This is a genomic window from Brotonthovivens ammoniilytica, assembly GCF_025566885.1.
GTDB classification, from domain to species: Bacteria; Bacillota; Clostridia; order Lachnospirales; family Lachnospiraceae; genus Brotonthovivens; species Brotonthovivens ammoniilytica.
The window spans coordinates 36,746-51,353 of the sequence record NZ_JAOQJQ010000008.1 but is presented as its reverse complement, the minus strand read 5'-3'; the positions used below and the strand labels follow the sequence as shown (position 1 = coordinate 51,353).

General features: G+C 42.5%; 16 protein-coding genes, 3 tRNA genes, 2 pseudogenes and 1 other annotated feature. Of the genes and pseudogenes, 5 read left to right on the top strand and 16 right to left on the bottom strand.

The window, feature by feature from the left end:
• Positions 1–32: 32 nt before the first annotated feature.
• Positions 33–260: a binding site (T-box leader), on the bottom strand.
• 71 nt (positions 261–331) lie between these two features.
• From OCV88_RS14730 to ispF, 4 genes are all read right to left on the bottom strand, one after another.
• Complete coding sequence (locus tag OCV88_RS14730; protein WP_158426202.1) at positions 332–1,426, bottom strand: phosphotransferase enzyme family protein; 1,095 nt, start codon at positions 1,424–1,426, stop codon at positions 332–334.
• Positions 1,413–2,291 carry a nucleotidyltransferase family protein gene (locus tag OCV88_RS14725; protein WP_158426201.1) on the bottom strand — a complete coding sequence of 293 codons (879 nt, stop codon included), beginning with the start codon at positions 2,289–2,291 and terminating at the stop codon, positions 1,413–1,415. Before OCV88_RS14725 ends, OCV88_RS14730 begins: the two co-directional genes overlap by 14 nt.
• 15 nt (positions 2,292–2,306) lie before the next feature.
• Positions 2,307–3,281, bottom strand: coding sequence for a GNAT family N-acetyltransferase (locus tag OCV88_RS14720; protein ID WP_262591424.1), 975 nt, complete (start codon positions 3,279–3,281; stop codon positions 2,307–2,309).
• Between the two features lie 71 nt (positions 3,282–3,352).
• Positions 3,353–3,838, bottom strand: a complete 486-nt coding sequence (gene ispF, locus OCV88_RS14715; protein WP_158426199.1) for a 2-C-methyl-D-erythritol 2,4-cyclodiphosphate synthase — start codon at positions 3,836–3,838, stop codon at positions 3,353–3,355.
• 99 nt (positions 3,839–3,937) lie between these two features.
• Here ispF and OCV88_RS14710 point away from each other — a divergent pair, with 99 nt between their 5' ends.
• On the top strand, positions 3,938–5,488 hold the full coding sequence (locus OCV88_RS14710; RefSeq protein ID WP_262591422.1) for an FUSC family protein: 1,551 nt from the start codon (positions 3,938–3,940) through the stop codon (positions 5,486–5,488).
• A 37-nt stretch (positions 5,489–5,525) separates the two neighbouring features.
• Here the strand turns inward: OCV88_RS14710 and OCV88_RS14705 are convergent, their stop codons facing one another.
• Complete coding sequence (locus OCV88_RS14705) at positions 5,526–6,161, bottom strand: nucleotidyltransferase family protein (RefSeq protein ID WP_158426197.1); 636 nt, start codon at positions 6,159–6,161, stop codon at positions 5,526–5,528.
• A 12-nt stretch (positions 6,162–6,173) separates the two neighbouring features.
• The gene (locus OCV88_RS14700) at positions 6,174–7,346 is read right to left on the bottom strand and encodes a pyridoxal phosphate-dependent aminotransferase (RefSeq protein ID WP_262591420.1); all 1,173 of its coding nucleotides are present in this window, start codon (positions 7,344–7,346) and stop codon (positions 6,174–6,176) included.
• Between the two features lie 165 nt (positions 7,347–7,511).
• Here OCV88_RS14700 and OCV88_RS14695 point away from each other — a divergent pair, with 165 nt between their 5' ends.
• The 4 genes from OCV88_RS14695 (at position 7,512) to OCV88_RS14680 (ending at position 8,484) form a co-directional block, all read left to right on the top strand.
• A complete protein-coding gene (locus tag OCV88_RS14695) occupies positions 7,512–8,078 on the top strand; it encodes a prephenate dehydratase (RefSeq protein ID WP_262591418.1) in 567 nt (188 codons plus the stop codon).
• Positions 8,079–8,234: 156 nt separating this feature from the next.
• Positions 8,235–8,308: transfer RNA gene (locus OCV88_RS14690), tRNA-Met, on the top strand.
• Between the two features lie 6 nt (positions 8,309–8,314).
• Positions 8,315–8,387 (top strand) — tRNA-Val (locus OCV88_RS14685).
• Between the two features lie 23 nt (positions 8,388–8,410).
• A tRNA-Met gene (locus OCV88_RS14680) sits at positions 8,411–8,484 on the top strand.
• A 155-nt stretch (positions 8,485–8,639) separates the two neighbouring features.
• On the opposite strand, the pseudogene OCV88_RS14675 reads toward OCV88_RS14680, so the two are convergent.
• From OCV88_RS14675 to OCV88_RS14630, 10 genes and pseudogenes are all read right to left on the bottom strand, one after another.
• Positions 8,640–8,714 (bottom strand): annotated as a pseudogene (locus tag OCV88_RS14675) (IS200/IS605 family transposase); the annotation flags it as partial.
• A gap of 171 nt (positions 8,715–8,885) precedes the next feature.
• Positions 8,886–9,071 (bottom strand): cysteine-rich KTR domain-containing protein, encoded by a 186-nt coding sequence (locus tag OCV88_RS14670; protein ID WP_416795193.1) that lies wholly within the window; start codon positions 9,069–9,071, stop codon positions 8,886–8,888.
• A 141-nt stretch (positions 9,072–9,212) separates the two neighbouring features.
• Positions 9,213–9,410 (bottom strand): annotated as a pseudogene (locus OCV88_RS16175) (hypothetical protein); the annotation flags it as partial.
• 18 nt (positions 9,411–9,428) lie between these two features.
• On the bottom strand, positions 9,429–10,742 hold the full coding sequence (locus OCV88_RS14660; RefSeq protein ID WP_158426195.1) for an RNA-binding domain-containing protein: 1,314 nt from the start codon (positions 10,740–10,742) through the stop codon (positions 9,429–9,431).
• Positions 10,743–10,941: 199 nt separating this feature from the next.
• Positions 10,942–11,130, bottom strand: coding sequence for a hypothetical protein (locus OCV88_RS14655; protein ID WP_317258644.1), 189 nt, complete (start codon positions 11,128–11,130; stop codon positions 10,942–10,944).
• Positions 11,127–11,981, bottom strand: coding sequence for a nucleotidyl transferase AbiEii/AbiGii toxin family protein (locus tag OCV88_RS14650; RefSeq protein ID WP_158426194.1), 855 nt, complete (start codon positions 11,979–11,981; stop codon positions 11,127–11,129). Before OCV88_RS14650 ends, OCV88_RS14655 begins: the two co-directional genes overlap by 4 nt.
• A complete protein-coding gene (locus OCV88_RS14645; RefSeq protein WP_158426193.1) occupies positions 11,978–12,571 on the bottom strand; it encodes a type IV toxin-antitoxin system AbiEi family antitoxin domain-containing protein in 594 nt (197 codons plus the stop codon). The genes OCV88_RS14650 and OCV88_RS14645 overlap by 4 nt, the downstream gene beginning before the upstream one ends.
• Before the next feature lie 79 nt (positions 12,572–12,650).
• On the bottom strand, positions 12,651–13,517 hold the full coding sequence (locus OCV88_RS14640) for an SIR2 family NAD-dependent protein deacylase (RefSeq protein WP_158426192.1): 867 nt from the start codon (positions 13,515–13,517) through the stop codon (positions 12,651–12,653).
• Positions 13,468–14,241: a protein-ADP-ribose hydrolase gene (locus OCV88_RS14635; RefSeq protein WP_158426191.1), complete on the bottom strand. Its 774-nt coding sequence runs from the start codon at positions 14,239–14,241 to the stop codon at positions 13,468–13,470. The genes OCV88_RS14640 and OCV88_RS14635 overlap by 50 nt, the downstream gene beginning before the upstream one ends.
• 21 nt (positions 14,242–14,262) lie before the next feature.
• Positions 14,263–14,592, bottom strand: coding sequence for a PPC domain-containing DNA-binding protein (locus OCV88_RS14630; RefSeq protein WP_158426190.1), 330 nt, complete (start codon positions 14,590–14,592; stop codon positions 14,263–14,265).
• Between the last annotated feature and the right edge of the window lie 16 nt (positions 14,593–14,608).

The following is a 14,608-nucleotide window of genomic DNA, read 5'->3' as shown; positions in this document are numbered from 1 at the left end:
TAGAGTAAAAAAGAAAACGGACTATCTGCCTCATAAGAGACGGATAATCCGCGGTTCCACTCTACTTAGAACTGCTTCTGACGCAGTTCCCACTTATACACGTAACGTGTGCCAGACGGGCAGAGCTACTAATTCAAGTCTCGTTCACTCTGCCGGCTCCCGGAGGCACTTCCAAAATCTTTAGATGAAACTGCTTCCAGCCAGCGGCAGTTATTCTCTGTCATCACCCGATTCTGTACTTTTCCGTTCTCAGCCTTTTTCATATAGAATTAAGTTTATGCAGAAAACCGTTTTTTGTCAACCGTTTTCTCCGTCAGCCGTTGAAGCATCTTTATACCTTCCACTTTTTCAGACAGGTTCTGACAATTTCATCCATCTGTTCACGCTTCTCCTCAATATCAAGTACAAGATAAAACTGATTTACCGCTTTCTCCAGATTTGCAGTTTCATGATCAATATGTGAAAAATATACGTCGCCGCCAAGATAATCTGCCAGATAACGAATGCCGTTTTCCATAGTCATCAGCCAGACGGAATACACCATTAATTCCTTCTCTTTTTCTGTCAGACTTGCTGCCATCTCTGATAAGTATCCTCTTGTATATGCCTCAAACAGTTCCAGATTCAGCTCTAAGCCTCCGCTTCCTCTCTCTCCGGATTCGGATGCTCCTGACCGGATTGCATCCCCGAAATCATAAAGGGCAGAGCCCGGCATAACCGTATCCAAATCAATCACACATACTGCTTTTTTGGTATCCTTTTCCATAAGAATATTGGAACATTTTGTATCATTATGGGTAACCCGTTTGGGAATGGTTCCCAGCTCCATCTCATCCAAAATTAATCCCAGTTTTTCTGAGCGCTCCAGCACAAACATGATCTGCTGCCGGCACCCAGATGCCCTGGCACACACATCTGCACGAATAGCATTTAGCAGCTGCTTCATCTGATATCTGGTATCATGGTATCTGGTAATTGTTTCAGAAAGTCTGCTGATATCCAGATCCTCCAGGCGTTTCTGAAATTTGCCGAAAGCCGCCGCCGCATGCTCTGCACATTCCACGGTCTGAATCCGCTCCATAGCTTCAGCGCCCTGAATCATCCGATACATACGGTAAAATTTTTTATCCTCCGTCTGCAGCAGCGTATTTCCCTCCCGGGTGCGGATAAACTCTAACGTTTCCCGGCGTGGATCTCCCCCCTCTTCCCGGATTTTTTTCTGCAGATGACCGGTAACTAAAAACAGATTATTCATAACATCAGACGGATGCTTAAATACAATAGGATTAATTTCCTGCAATACATAATGATCTCTGCTGCAGATAACCTCATAGGTTTCATTGATTGCCCCGTGTCCCAGTGCTTTTGAGGAAACATAACTGTCTTCAATCTGAAATTCTGCTACAATATCTTTAAAGTCCTTCATAATTGCCTTCTTCCACTAACTTTTGTATTGCTTTCACTACCATCTCTTTATCTTCCCGATAGGTAACTCCATACCATTTATCCTCTGCCACCAGAACCTGAACCTGTTTTCTGCCGGTGGAAATCAGCTGATCTATTACGGAAGGAAGATAAAACTCTGCTTTTTTGCTGTCAAGATTTTCATCCAGAAACCTTAAAAATTCACTTTCAAAAAACCGGAATACATCCGGACGCATTCCCCACATGTTCATGGAAACTACCGCATCTTTGGGCAGCTGTACTTTCGTCCCGTCTTCCTGCTCACAGCGGCACTCTGCATCTATCTTTGTACACTCATTAATTTCGGCCAGCCTGCCGCCTTCTATCCGGCAGACGCCTCTGGATACATAGCCGTTTTCTGTAGTTGTATTGCTGAGACGGAATCCCACCATGCAGCACTCACTGCCGCCCTTTAATGCCTCTATAATTTTTCGATAAGAAGATGCTCCATAAAAATCATCTGCATTAATAACCGCAAAGGGAATATTCACAGCTTCCCGGCAGCACCAGACTGCCTGTGCTGTTCCCCAGGGCTTCTCTCTGCCTTGCGGGCACACATACCCTTTCGGAAGCTTATCTGTTTCCTGAAATACATATTCCACAGGAATCTGTTTTGCAATCCGCTCACCCACCAGACGCTTAAACTCTTCTTCTATTTGATGCTTAATAACAAAAACCACTTTCGTAAATCCTGCCTTTTTTGCATCATAAACAGAAAAATCCAAAATAGCTTCTCCCCGGGGGCCTACCGGCTCTACCTGTTTTAGTCCCCCAAACCGGCTTCCCATACCTGCTGCCATAATAATCAGTGCTGCCTCAAATGCCATAGCGCTCTCTCCTTACTATACAATCTCATTGATATATATTCTCATTTTATGAAACAACAGCTGTCCAATTTCCGCTATATCCATTGACAGCTCCGGTTCATGGGAATGAATACGCACAGCCCTGCCGCCGTTCTCATCAATCCGTATCCGGTAACAGCCATTATTTTCAGGAATCATTGTATCCCTTATCTCTGTGTTAATTTCCACAGGCTCCCTGCTTTTCATAGCCGCACAAAAACTCTCAAGATGAATAATACGTCCCATCATCAGCGGATGGACATATTCTGTACAGGAAGTTCTCATAATAGGCTCACGGATTTCAACGCCGCATTCTCTGTCAAACCCGAAAATTCCGCTGACCGCCCCCTCCGGCCTTCCATTCTCCCGGGATGTCTCTCTCATCACCACAATCTGCCCGTTCTGGCTTTTCTGCTCCAGAATCAGACGTTGATAATATGCCTCATCCTTCTCAACATATAAATCAAATCTGTTCCCCAATACTTCATTGGAAAACAGGGCGAGCTCTCTGCAGTCCTCTTTTTTTGCCGCTGCAACCTTTTGTCCCTGCCAGATATCTCCCTGGTCCTGTTTTAACTTAAGCTGACTCTCCCAGTATTCAAATCCGCAGGAGTAATAATAATCCGGATTTGCAGGAATCAAAAAGGTAAAGGGTTCTTTTCTGCCATACAAATCATGGAATGCCTGATTCATCAGCTCCAGCATGTATCCTCGTCTCCGGCAGCTTTCATCCGTGGCAACTGCAACAATATAGTGGACACGGCAGCTGTTCTGATTCATAGATACAGTAAAAGGATTCAGATGTATCATAGCGTATACTTTTTCATGCTCTTCCAGTACAAGAATTTCATTATCCTTACATTTCTGTTCATAATAATAGTTCACAAATTCTTCTGTATCCTCCGGAAAGCATACTTCATATAACTCCCGGGACAAATGTTTTTCATCCTGCGCCAAATATCGTAGTTCCATCTGTAATACTGTTTCTCTATCCTTTCTTTCTACATATCTTTGCTGCATCCATATCCGGGTTTTGCAGATCTTTATATCTGCACCCCGGACGGTTCCAGACAGCAGACCGCCTGAGCAGCGATTCCCTCCTGGCTTCCGGTGAAGCCAAGTCCCTCCTCGGTTGTAGCCTTTACATTAATCTGACTTTGTGAAACTCCAAGAACCTTTGCCATATTCTGCTCCATCTGTGCAATATAGGGCCGCAGTTTTGGTTTCTGAGCAATTACCGTGGCATCTATATTTTCTATTCTGTACCCTTTTTCTCTGAGCAATCGGCTGACATAAGCCAGCAGCTTCATACTAGAAATCCCCCGGTACTGTTCCTCTGTATCCGGAAAATGCCTGCCGATATCTCCTAGGGCCGCTGCTCCAAGCAGCGCATCCATCACTGCATGCAGCAGCACATCTGCATCCGAATGTCCAAGGAGTCCCAGCTCATGGGGAATTTTAACTCCGCCAAGAATCAGATCTCTTCCCGCTGTAAGCCTATGTACATCATAACCTGTTCCTACTCTCATAATCCGCTCCCTTATTCTCTCTATTCATCTCGTCATAAAATTAACACTTCTTGACTTTTTTGATTTTTCCAGTCTAAGATAAAAGAGGAGATGATAAAAATGATAAAAACCATTAAAAATTTTTGCTTAAAAGCGTTTGCTCCCACTATCGTGGTAACGCTTATTTTCTTTGTTAACTATTATTTTTTCGGCATGGAAAACACCATGATCGGCCCTTTTGTAACGTTGTCTTTTCTCAGATTCAGAAACATGAGCAGCCATTACTCCTGCATGTGCAAGACATATCTGATCTATCTGATTATGACAGCCCTGGCTTTTATTGCGGTAATTAATATCCCGCTATGTATCATTGTAAATGCCTGCGCCCTGTTCTGGCTGGCCTACTGCCTGATTGACGAATACAATCCCACAAACTATTTCCCTGCAGGAATGGCCCTGATATTTTTTCAGATTGCTCCGGTAAAAACACCACAGCTTCTGCTTACACGAATCGAAGGACTTACCGTATCATTTCTGATTATTTTTGTATTTCTTATCATTCTTGCCAAACCAAGAGCTGTCAGAAATCCTCTTTGCAGTTTTATTCAAAAGGGACTAAAAAACTGCCAGGAACAATTAAAAGCCTTTGAAATACATGATACCACAAAACTGGAATTTCTGCATCAGGAGCTTTCTAATATTAATAAACAAATCTGTGATGAAATTTACAATTACAACCGGGCAAGCCTTCGTCTCACCGGCAGAATCAACTGGTACTGCCGGTATGCTGCACTGTTCCAGGTTATCAATTTTTCCACAGGTGAAGATTTTAACCGGGAAAAATTCGCAGATATTTCCGGAATGCTCAAATGCTTTACTACACAATTTGAAAAACAGACCCCCTCAGCGGACTACAAACGGCTCCATTTTAGAAACCGCATTCCGTCTATCCGGGCCTTTCGGTTTCGTTTTGCACTCAGACTTGTAATTGTGATCACTCCCTGCCTGGCTTTCGCCTATATCAGCCAGTGGGAAAACAGTTACTGGCTTGTGATCTCAGTATTCTTCATGATGATCCCTGTGTATGAAAATACAAAGGTCCGCATCCGCCAGCGGGTGGTTGGAACGCTTATCGGAATTATCGTATGCTTTTTCCTGTTTTCCGTTATCCGGCAGTTTCCCGGACGCGCAGCCCTTATGACCTTTGCAAATTTTATGATTTACGGCTCCACCAGTTACTCTTTCATGGTCATTTATATCACCTGCTCGGCCCTGGCCATTCAGTCTATTGAGGCTACCATCAGCGTTGTTTTGCTGGAACGACTGATTTATACAGGTATTGGAGGACTGATTGCGCTTCTTGCAAATAAATTTATCTTTCCTATCCGGACCAGAAAAGACATGGCAATTTTAATTGAACGGTTAAATGATCTTCGCTCTGATCTGACCCAAATCAACGAAAACAGCTATCCGGACCCGGATGAGCGGCAGTACCATACAGATGAACTGATTATAAAATCCTATATGCTGATGAAACGGCTGCAGACTTATCATGCTTCCCTTCCTGCCGGCCAGCAAAGCAGCACATTCCTGCAATACGAAAAAAAATATATGCACTTTATGGGCTCCTATCTAAGAGAGCACCTAATCGACAAAATTACCTTCCATTAATAAAAAAGAAGAGAATGCCTGGGTGAATGATGATAGTTCATTCCACAGGTTTTCCCTTCTTTTTTATTTTCTGCATATAGGATTTTAAACATATCAAATCCTCAGGTGTATCCGCATCCATTTCACATCCCGGATCATTTATTTTTACATCCGCAATTTCCCCTTCCACATATCTCCAAAACCCCCGAAGCCCCCCCTTCCCTTCATAATCAAGAATATGCTCTGCCATTTCCATGGAAATCAGCTGAGGATGTCTCCTTTTCCCATGAACCGAGGCTATTGCAATCTTTTTCCCACACTGATCATACACCTTTGACAAACGCTCAAAGGTATTGACAGACACTGCCGGCAGATCTGCCAGCAGCAAAAAGAACCGTTCAAATTCCTGGCGCTTTAATTCCCTGACACCACACTTGATAGAATCTAGAATTTCCCCGCTGGCAAAATCCCCATTAAAAACCGGCTGCACAAGGCTGATATCATACTTTAAAAGCCAGCGCTGCATCTGTGCTCTTTTGTTTCCAATGACTACAATTACTTTTTCTGCCCCGCCCTGCAGCATGTTTTCGATGGTCCAGTCAATCATTTTCTTTCCATTCAGTTCTATAAGCGGTTTAAAACTTCCCATTCTGCTGGACATTCCCGCCGCTAAAATCAGCCCGGCTGTCTTCATGGCATCTTCCTCTTATCTTTTCTTTTTCGTCAGTAACGCTTCCAGATTCTTCAGCATCCGGCGCAGCTCCGTCTCGCTTGCCGCATAGGAAAAACGAACACATACCTTCTCTTCCTCACCGTAAGCAATCCCGGGAACTCCTGCAATCTTTCCTTCCTCCAAAAGATAGTTACATACCTCCTCACTATTCATGCCAAGATCAAACTTCACCCAGGCATAAAATGCCCCCTCGGGCTTAAGCATATCTGCTCCCGGCAGCCGCCGGATTCCTTCATACAGCAGATTTCTGCGCTTCTCGTATTCCCTGCGCATCTTTTCCGTATCCTCACTGCAGCCCAAAGCTGTCACTGCAGCCATCTGCAAAAAACCGCTGGTGCAGCTGATCGTATGCTGAAACAACTTCATGACAACGCTGAAAATCTCATAACTGCAGGCAAGATAACCAAGCCGCCAACCTGTCATGGCAAAACTTTTTGAAAATCCATTGACAATAATTGTCCGCTCAAACAAATCCGGCACGGAAGCCATACTTACAGCCTCATATCCCGTATAAATAATATGCTCATATATTTCATCTGACAGCAGCAGCACATCCGGATGACTTCGCATAAACTGGGCAATGGCTTCTCTGTCTGAAGGAGACAACACTTTTCCCGTGGGATTATTGGGATAATTGATAATCAAAAGTCTTGTCTTTTCCGAATAAGCCTCTTCCAAAGCGTCAAAGGTAATCTGATAATTTTCTTCCCACTTTAAATGAACAGCTACCGGGACACCTCCGCTGGCCTCTATGATGGACGGATAAGATACCCAGCCCGGAGCCAGCCAAATTGCCTCATCCCCGGGATTTAAAACTGCCTGAACTGCCAGATATACCGCATACTTGGCCCCCGGCGTCACCAGAATCTGATCTTCCTGATACGGGGCATGGTTTTCTGTCCGCAGCTTTTCTGCCAGTGCCTGCCGAAGCTTTGGGATTCCTGGCCCATCTGTATAGTGAGTAAACCCCGATTTCATCTGGAGGTACGCCTCCTCACAGATTTTTTCCGGCGTTGCAAAATCCGGCTCGCCGCCGGTCAGATTTATAATACTTTTGTCTCTTTGCTGCATGGCTTTTGTTTTGGCCATTAAAGTCACAGACTTTGACGGTTTCAGCTGCGCTATTTTTCTATTTAATTTCAACATAATTTCATCCTCTTTTCTGACGTATTTTATTTTACAATAATTTTTTTCTCATCACAACAATCATCTCATGAATATACTGGATTTTTAGAAAATATAGGTTATAATATTCGATAAGAAATTCCAGTCAAAACAATGAATACATATTTGCAATATAAGGAGATTATTATGAAAAAAATTGGCTATATGGGCATTCCCGGCAGTTTTTCCGAAATCGCTGCCCGAGAACTTGCCAAACAGGCAGAAATAACCGACGTATCTTATATTCCGTTAATCTGCGCGCGTAATATTTTAAAGGAACTCCAGCAGGGCACCATTGATTACGGCGTGCTTGGGGTGGAAAATTCCAGTGCCGGACCGGTTTCTGAATTCGTGGAAACCTTTTCACACATTCAGTATGAACACCTAGAGACCTTTGTGCTTCCGATCCACCACTGTCTTTTCAAATTATCAGCCGAAACACCAATGGAGCACCTTACAGAAGTTGCCTCCCACCCTCAGGCGCTGTCTCAGACACAGCAGACAAGAGCTGGAAATTATCCGCAGCTTTTGGAAAAGGAAATCGAAGATACAGCCATCGGAGCAGAATGGCTTGCGAAAGGAATCCTGCCAGACACCACTGCTGTAATCTGCAGCATCCGGGCCGGCCAGGCATGGAATCTGGAGCTGGTGGCTGAAAACATCGAAGATTCCTCTACAAACCGTACAACCTTCTGGCTTTTAAAATTAAAGTAAAATAATATGAAAACAATAAAACGGAGAAATTTACTTTTACAACTGGCCAGCTTAAAAGCTTAAAAGTTTTGGGATTTTTTTCAAAAAACACTTGACTTCTAATGGTATTTAATTGTATATTATTTAGGCGGGTTGTCCAACAACCCGTAAAATTATGGCGAGATAGCTCAGTTGGCTAGAGCATACGGTTCATACCCGTAGTGTCGAGGGTTCAAATCCCCCTCTCGCTATTAAATGGGATCTTAGCTCAGCTGGGAGAGCATCTGCCTTACAAGCAGAGGGTCACAGGTTCGAGCCCTGTAGGTCCCATTTTTTACGCAAATTAAAAATTTGGCGAGATAGCTCAGTTGGCTAGAGCATACGGTTCATACCCGTAGTGTCGAGGGTTCAAATCCCCCTCTCGCTACTAAAAAATCAGCACCACCAGCTTAGCTGGTGGTTTGCTCTGTCCCTGTAAGGGACTATTGCCGGCTTGGGCCTCAAAGGCCCTACGAAAATAAGAGTCCCAACCGCACCTTATTCACCGGCTTAGTCCTTACAAGGACTTATTATTTGCCTTTATCTTCTAAATTTGGGTGCAAATACAATGTGATATTTACACTCCCACGTTGTGTGTGATAAAGTATTTTTATCCATTTTGGATACCTCCTTTGTTATATGTAGTGCGGTTTAGGACCCACACTTATTATAACATTGGAGGTTTTGTTATCTAGGGCTAAAGCCGAACGGGGAACCACTCGCAGATCAGGTGGTTTTATTGTATAGGTATACAAGAAAGAGCCGATAATATATGAGGCTTCTCACATATCATCGGCTCTGCGTCTTTGCGTCTGGCGCTTTGATGACACTTATACGTAGGTTCTCGGCTTCAATTAAACTTTCTTGCTTACATTTTGGGCAGTAGAGAGGATAGTCCTCCAATACTGTATCTTCTCTTATACGGTCACGAGTTTTATTGCCGCAAATAGGACCAAATATCCAATCTGCTTTTATCACTCTTTGTGGTCTTTTTGTCAGCAGAAAGAACCTTACGTCGGAGCGACTTCTTATAATTTCCCACGCTTCATCTCGCCAAGCATCAGCTTCTTCCAAGAAAAAATCTGAAGACCTGAAGACATACATACTCTAATCAATTCACCTCAAATCTGAAAGAACAGTACCTATATCGCCGTTAATACAAATCGACTGTTCCTTGATTTCATTAGGGCAAACAGCTTCACCGAAATTCACACAAGCGTATGTAGCTTTGGGATTTGATACTGTCATCTGCCAAAATGGATACTTAATAATAACAGGGGTGTTATGTTTATTGCCCGCCATTTTGAAGTAAATCTCTCCTTAATATCTTCTTTACTGCGGAAGGCAGTAGCGGGTATTCTTTCCTTTGCCGTCTTGAATCAGCAGACCGTTTTCTATCATTTTTTTTAACAAACGTCCGCATGATGATTGTCTGATACCAAGCAATATTTCAACTTCTTTTCTTGTAACAAAACCCCGTTCTTTTGTCAGAGCAATCACCTTTTCTTCTGAGGTATCTTTCCTGGTTCTGACCTGTATGGCTTTTTCCGGTTCAGGCCTTGCGTTCAAGTTCGGGAGAATAATCTTAAATGCATTTTCAGATGTTTCAATCTGCGGTGTCATCCCTGTTCCCTCATATGCATCCATGATTTTTATAAGTCCCGTTCCATAAGCTTCTATCAGTTCCAAACGGTAAAATACATTTGCAAGTTTTATGTTTCGGCAGACAGATATACCCATTGTTACATCCTTTAAAGTCACGCCGCTTACTAAACCGCCGATAGAAGTAAATTCAATCCTGTCTGCATAAAGACTGACGAATGTACTGGCACGGAATGAATATTCACGATGAACCAGAAGATTCATAAGTGCCTCTCTGACAGCAGTTTCGGGATAATCCCGCCTGTCAATACGATACAGTTTATCAAAGGTTGAATGTGTCTGATTGTGAAAATCAATAAAATCATAGACTTCATCCATCTGCTGAAACAAAGAACCAGAAAATTCTTTCCGATCCTTAAACTCACTTTGCTTTGTGCCCTGAAAAACAGCAGCCTTGATTGTATGCACACACTGATCTGAAAGCAGCAGCCCCAGATTTGTATAGACGCCATCCTGTGTTATTAATCCAAGTGTTTTCATTTGTGCAGGTCCAAACTTTACATTTCGCTCTGCAAATGTTTTTTTCGCACTTTCAAAAGTTAAATTCTGCTCCAAAGACCGCATTTCCTCAAAGCGGTCTCCATCTGTTTCTTTAATCATGCGCCGGATTGCTGTATTTGTGGCTGGAACAGAGGAATAGCCCTGACGGACATAAACGCCTTCAGGGCGCAGACCTTTTTTAGCAATATAATATGGCCTTTCAGTTCCTTGCTGAATATCAACTGCAACGATTTTCTTTCCGTCTGCCGTCACTGTTTCATAGTGAAGAAACATGGTCAAATCCGGCTTGATTGCATCCCGAACCATATTGCTGATTTGTAAAGAAGTTTCATCCGGATTATCCAATCCTGACACTGTTCCGTCATCCTGAACACCGATATATATTTTCCCACCCTCGCAGTTTGCAAAAGCAATGATTTCTTTTTTTATATCTTCCACCACGATTGCCTTCAACTCAACTGTTTCGCTTTCCTGAAAAATCATTTGACCGCCTCCAAATTTTATTCTACCCACATTCTACCCATTCTGACCGTTCTTGTCAATAGATTGGTTAGAATGAGCAGAATAAGCAATCTTCTTTTAAACAGGCAGTGCTATATCCTTGCTTATCACTTTCTTTCGCGTTGCCATTATACATAACTGTAGTACGAAAACAAACACAAACTTTAAATGAATCTGTTGTCTATAATAACTCCAGCACCTTCCCAATATCCCCCTGAATACAGATGGAACGTCTTGCAATCTCCTGCGGTGCCGCCGCATCCATCAAATTTAAGCAGGCATAAACTGCCCCGGGATTCTGTGCTGTCATCTGCCAGAAGGGATATTTTATAATGCCCGGGGTGTTATGTTTATTGCCCACCATTTTCATTTTGTTCCGCCATTCTCTGTTAAGGCATACAGGAAACAAACCGCCGCCACGACCGAATCCCATTCCAATTCAGCTGCATAAGAAAACTTCTTCCGATAAGCAGTCCAAAGATTCTGCATCACATGGCTGTCTTTCACCTCTTGAAATACTGCTTTTGCATCAGCCAGATACTTCTCTGTCTCTCGCTTGTGGGCGGTGGACAACAACGCATCACGGAAAACCTCCGTGTTCAACGACCTTCCATGAAGCTGTTTCAGAATGTAAATATCGTAGAAGTCTCTCATGCGGGTATTCGTTGTTGCCCGGGTAATGATTGTCTCCAGCTTCTCTGCCAGTACGGTTTCCAGATTATACGCCCAAATATCAATAGAGCGCTCTTCCAGCATGAGCTTAAAGCTATATTTGACCTCCCTGGGAGTAATAGCGTCTCCGGTAGAAATATCAATCTTCAGAGGCGTCACCACTCCATCAAAAGCTGCCGCCATGCTGACTCGACTTCCCGGATACTCGGCCTCGTCCATAATTTCGGAAATACTTTTTAACTGAAAGGTCACACCGTCATCAATAGGAACTGTTATGATGGATGCAATCAGATTTTCAATGTCCGTGACATTCACATTGGTTCCTTTGACCGTTGCATCCAAGTCCATTGTAGACCGGGCATCCAGTCCCACCATTGCCGCAACCAGCATTCCACCCTTCAAAATAAAATTATCCCGATATTCCGAAAGAGAAATACGCTCCAAAAAACGCTCCATCATGTAATTTCGCATCAGAATTTGCGCATCCGCAGATTTTTCCTTCGAGAGATTGCGAATCAAATCTTTTAACTGTCTTGCAGTCTTTATCATAAAAGCACCTCCAAATACTGACGCAAAATCTTCTCAACCCGGAATAGTCCTGCATATTGCATCAGTCTCCGCAAGTCTTTATCTTTTCTGCGGGCATACATTTTGAGCGCACTTTGAAATGTCTGCATCTCAATGCTGCTCCGGCAGCGCAGCAAATCACAAATGGTTCGCTCCATATCATACACTGGAACCGTATGACCGAAAGGGGTTTGTGCCGTACTCTTCCCAATCTCGTGCAGTTCCTGCTTAATGGTGTAAACAGAAAGCCCATCTGCTTTTAAACGGGTAGTACTATATCCCCGCTTAACTGTAATGGAATAGGGCGAAGGCTCACGGTCTGTAAGGTCATAAAAAAACAAAGCAGTCTCGTGGGAAAACACCCCGTGACTACACCGCATATGAATCAGATACATGGCATCAATCCAAGCATCAGATGATACATAGATTCCATGCGCCGCCTGCTCTAATTTTTTTTCTTTTACATAGTTATAAAATACCGGTTTTGAAATGCCTCGTTTTACTGCCTCCGATGTCTGAATCATTCCCCCCTGCTCATTCAAGAGGATTTCCAACTTCTCAAACTGTTTCATTCAATCGCTTCCTTTCGTGCTACAATTATACATAACTGTAGCACGAAAGTAAATATGAATCTTTAAATAAATCTGTTGTCTATAATAACTCCAGCACCTTCCCAATATCCCCCTGAATACAGATGGAACGTCTTGCAATCTCCTGCGGCGCCGCCGCATCCATCAAATTTAAGCAGACATAAACTGCCCTGGGATTCTGTGCTGTCATCTGCCAGAAGGGATATTTAATGATAACAGGCGTATTATATCCAACACCAAGTTCCAGAAATAGTATATTCCCATTTTGCCGTGAACGAAGAAAATTTGAATAACGCTCGGCTGCAGTATGCCATCCCTTGTCCTCAACAAACTTATTATCAGAACGCAAATTCATTGTCATAGGCTTGCCGCAGACAGGACACTTGGGTAAAAGTTCTGTAGGTACTTTCATATTTCTTTGCTGTGCCATCATATTTCTAATGACCTCTTCATTATCGTATGTTTTATTATGGCAAGGCACGCTGCATTGAAACAAGCCGTAATCTCCCTGCGTATAAAATAAGCGTTTTTTATCAAATCCTGCTTTTTGAAAACAATGGTCAACATTTGTAGTGATAACGAAATAATCTTTATCGTTCACAAGCTTAAGTAATTCATTATATACAGGCTTTGGTGCATCATCATATCGGTTGACCGCAATGTAGCAACTCCAATATGCCCAATATTCTTCTAATGTTTTATATGGGTAAAAACCACCTGAATACATATCGTGAAAGCCGTACTTTTCTTCAAAGTCAGCAAAATATTTATGAAATCTCTCGCCATCATAGATAAAACCTGCCGAAGTAGAAAGACCTGCTCCTGCACCTATGACAATCGTGTCGGTTGTTTCGATTTTTTCTTTCAGTTTTTTGATATTATCCAAGTAAGGCTCTGTAGATTTTGTAATCCTCATCTTTAAAAACATTAAATATCACCTTCATTTCATTTTTACATTTTTCAAGGTATTCTTTAACGGTAGCAACTGCAATTTCAGCTGCTATATCATTTGGAAAATGAAATACTCCTGTTGAAATACAGCAAAACGCAATACTCCGAACTTCCTTTTTCTCCGCAAGCTCCAAACAGGCACGGTAACAGCTCCGAAGCAAATCGCAGTCCTTTTGAGTAACTGTTCCACTCACAATCGGACCGACAGTATGTATTATATATTTGCAAGGCAAATTATAAGCAGAAGTGATTTTTGCTGTACCTGTCGGTTCTTTAAAGCCTTGACGTTGCATCAGTTCCGCACACTCTAAACGAAGCTGAATGCCTGCAAAAGTATGAATACAATTATCAATACAAGCGTGGCAGGGTTGATAACACCCCGTCATTCCGTTATTTGCAGCATTAACGATGGCGTCGCATTTCAGCGTTGTAATATCGCCCTGCCAAAGATAAAGGTTGTTCTCAAATGACTTAAGACTTGCAAGGTCTGTAATACCTTTTAGTTTGGTTTCTTCCTGCAAATAGTCATCTTGCACAGTAAGAAATTGCTCGCTAATTTTATGTGGCAAACGGATATTAAGGAGCGAACGCAAAAGACCTTTTTGTGCTTCTTCGCTTTCTGGTATCTCCATATTTGCATATTCGGGGTGTTCTGCAAACAATTCTTTTATTAAATAATTTCTTCTTTCAACCTGTGTCATATTTTATTCTCCGTTGCAGACTTATTCTTGTATCAATACCTTAACAATTTCCCCGTTATTATTCAAGTATGAGAAAACAGCGTGACTATGCACAAAAGGCTCATTATTATTATCAACAGTGATATTCCCCATAAGAGAAATCATCTCAATCATTCCAGAAATGGTATGGTCTGTAAAATCATTTTTATCGGGCAAATAAGTTGAGAGCGTTGCTGTATCACAAGCTCCAATTCCTTGAAAATGTCCTCCGTAAATCATTTCTTTTGCACACACCGTCTTGATTGTTTCAACTATTTTTTCATTTTTATCAATCCGAAGATAAATCGCATCGTTTGCTTTTCTATATTCCATTATTTCGTTTTCTTTC

Coding starts and splice junctions, on each gene's coding strand:
- OCV88_RS14720 (WP_262591424.1), bottom strand. CDS start 3,281: ATGGAACTACGATATTTGGCGCAGGATGAAAAACATTTGTCCCGGGAG.
- OCV88_RS14725 (WP_158426201.1), bottom strand. CDS start 2,291: ATGGCATTTGAGGCAGCACTGATTATTATGGCAGCAGGTATGGGAAGC.
- OCV88_RS14660 (WP_158426195.1), bottom strand. CDS start 10,742: ATGATTTTTCAGGAAAGCGAAACAGTTGAGTTGAAGGCAATCGTGGTG.
- OCV88_RS14695 (WP_262591418.1), top strand. CDS start 7,512: ATGAAAAAAATTGGCTATATGGGCATTCCCGGCAGTTTTTCCGAAATC.
- OCV88_RS14730 (WP_158426202.1), bottom strand. CDS start 1,426: ATGAAGGACTTTAAAGATATTGTAGCAGAATTTCAGATTGAAGACAGT.
- OCV88_RS14705 (WP_158426197.1), bottom strand. CDS start 6,161: ATGAAGACAGCCGGGCTGATTTTAGCGGCGGGAATGTCCAGCAGAATG.
- OCV88_RS14645 (WP_158426193.1), bottom strand. CDS start 12,571: ATGAAACAGTTTGAGAAGTTGGAAATCCTCTTGAATGAGCAGGGGGGA.
- OCV88_RS14700 (WP_262591420.1), bottom strand. CDS start 7,346: ATGTTGAAATTAAATAGAAAAATAGCGCAGCTGAAACCGTCAAAGTCT.
- OCV88_RS14655 (WP_317258644.1), bottom strand. CDS start 11,130: ATGAAAATGGTGGGCAATAAACATAACACCCCGGGCATTATAAAATAT.
- OCV88_RS14630 (WP_158426190.1), bottom strand. CDS start 14,592: ATGGAATATAGAAAAGCAAACGATGCGATTTATCTTCGGATTGATAAA.
- OCV88_RS14650 (WP_158426194.1), bottom strand. CDS start 11,981: ATGATAAAGACTGCAAGACAGTTAAAAGATTTGATTCGCAATCTCTCG.
- OCV88_RS14635 (WP_158426191.1), bottom strand. CDS start 14,241: ATGACACAGGTTGAAAGAAGAAATTATTTAATAAAAGAATTGTTTGCA.
- OCV88_RS14710 (WP_262591422.1), top strand. CDS start 3,938: ATGATAAAAACCATTAAAAATTTTTGCTTAAAAGCGTTTGCTCCCACT.
- OCV88_RS14640 (WP_158426192.1), bottom strand. CDS start 13,517: ATGTTTTTAAAGATGAGGATTACAAAATCTACAGAGCCTTACTTGGAT.
- ispF (WP_158426199.1), bottom strand. CDS start 3,838: ATGAGAGTAGGAACAGGTTATGATGTACATAGGCTTACAGCGGGAAGA.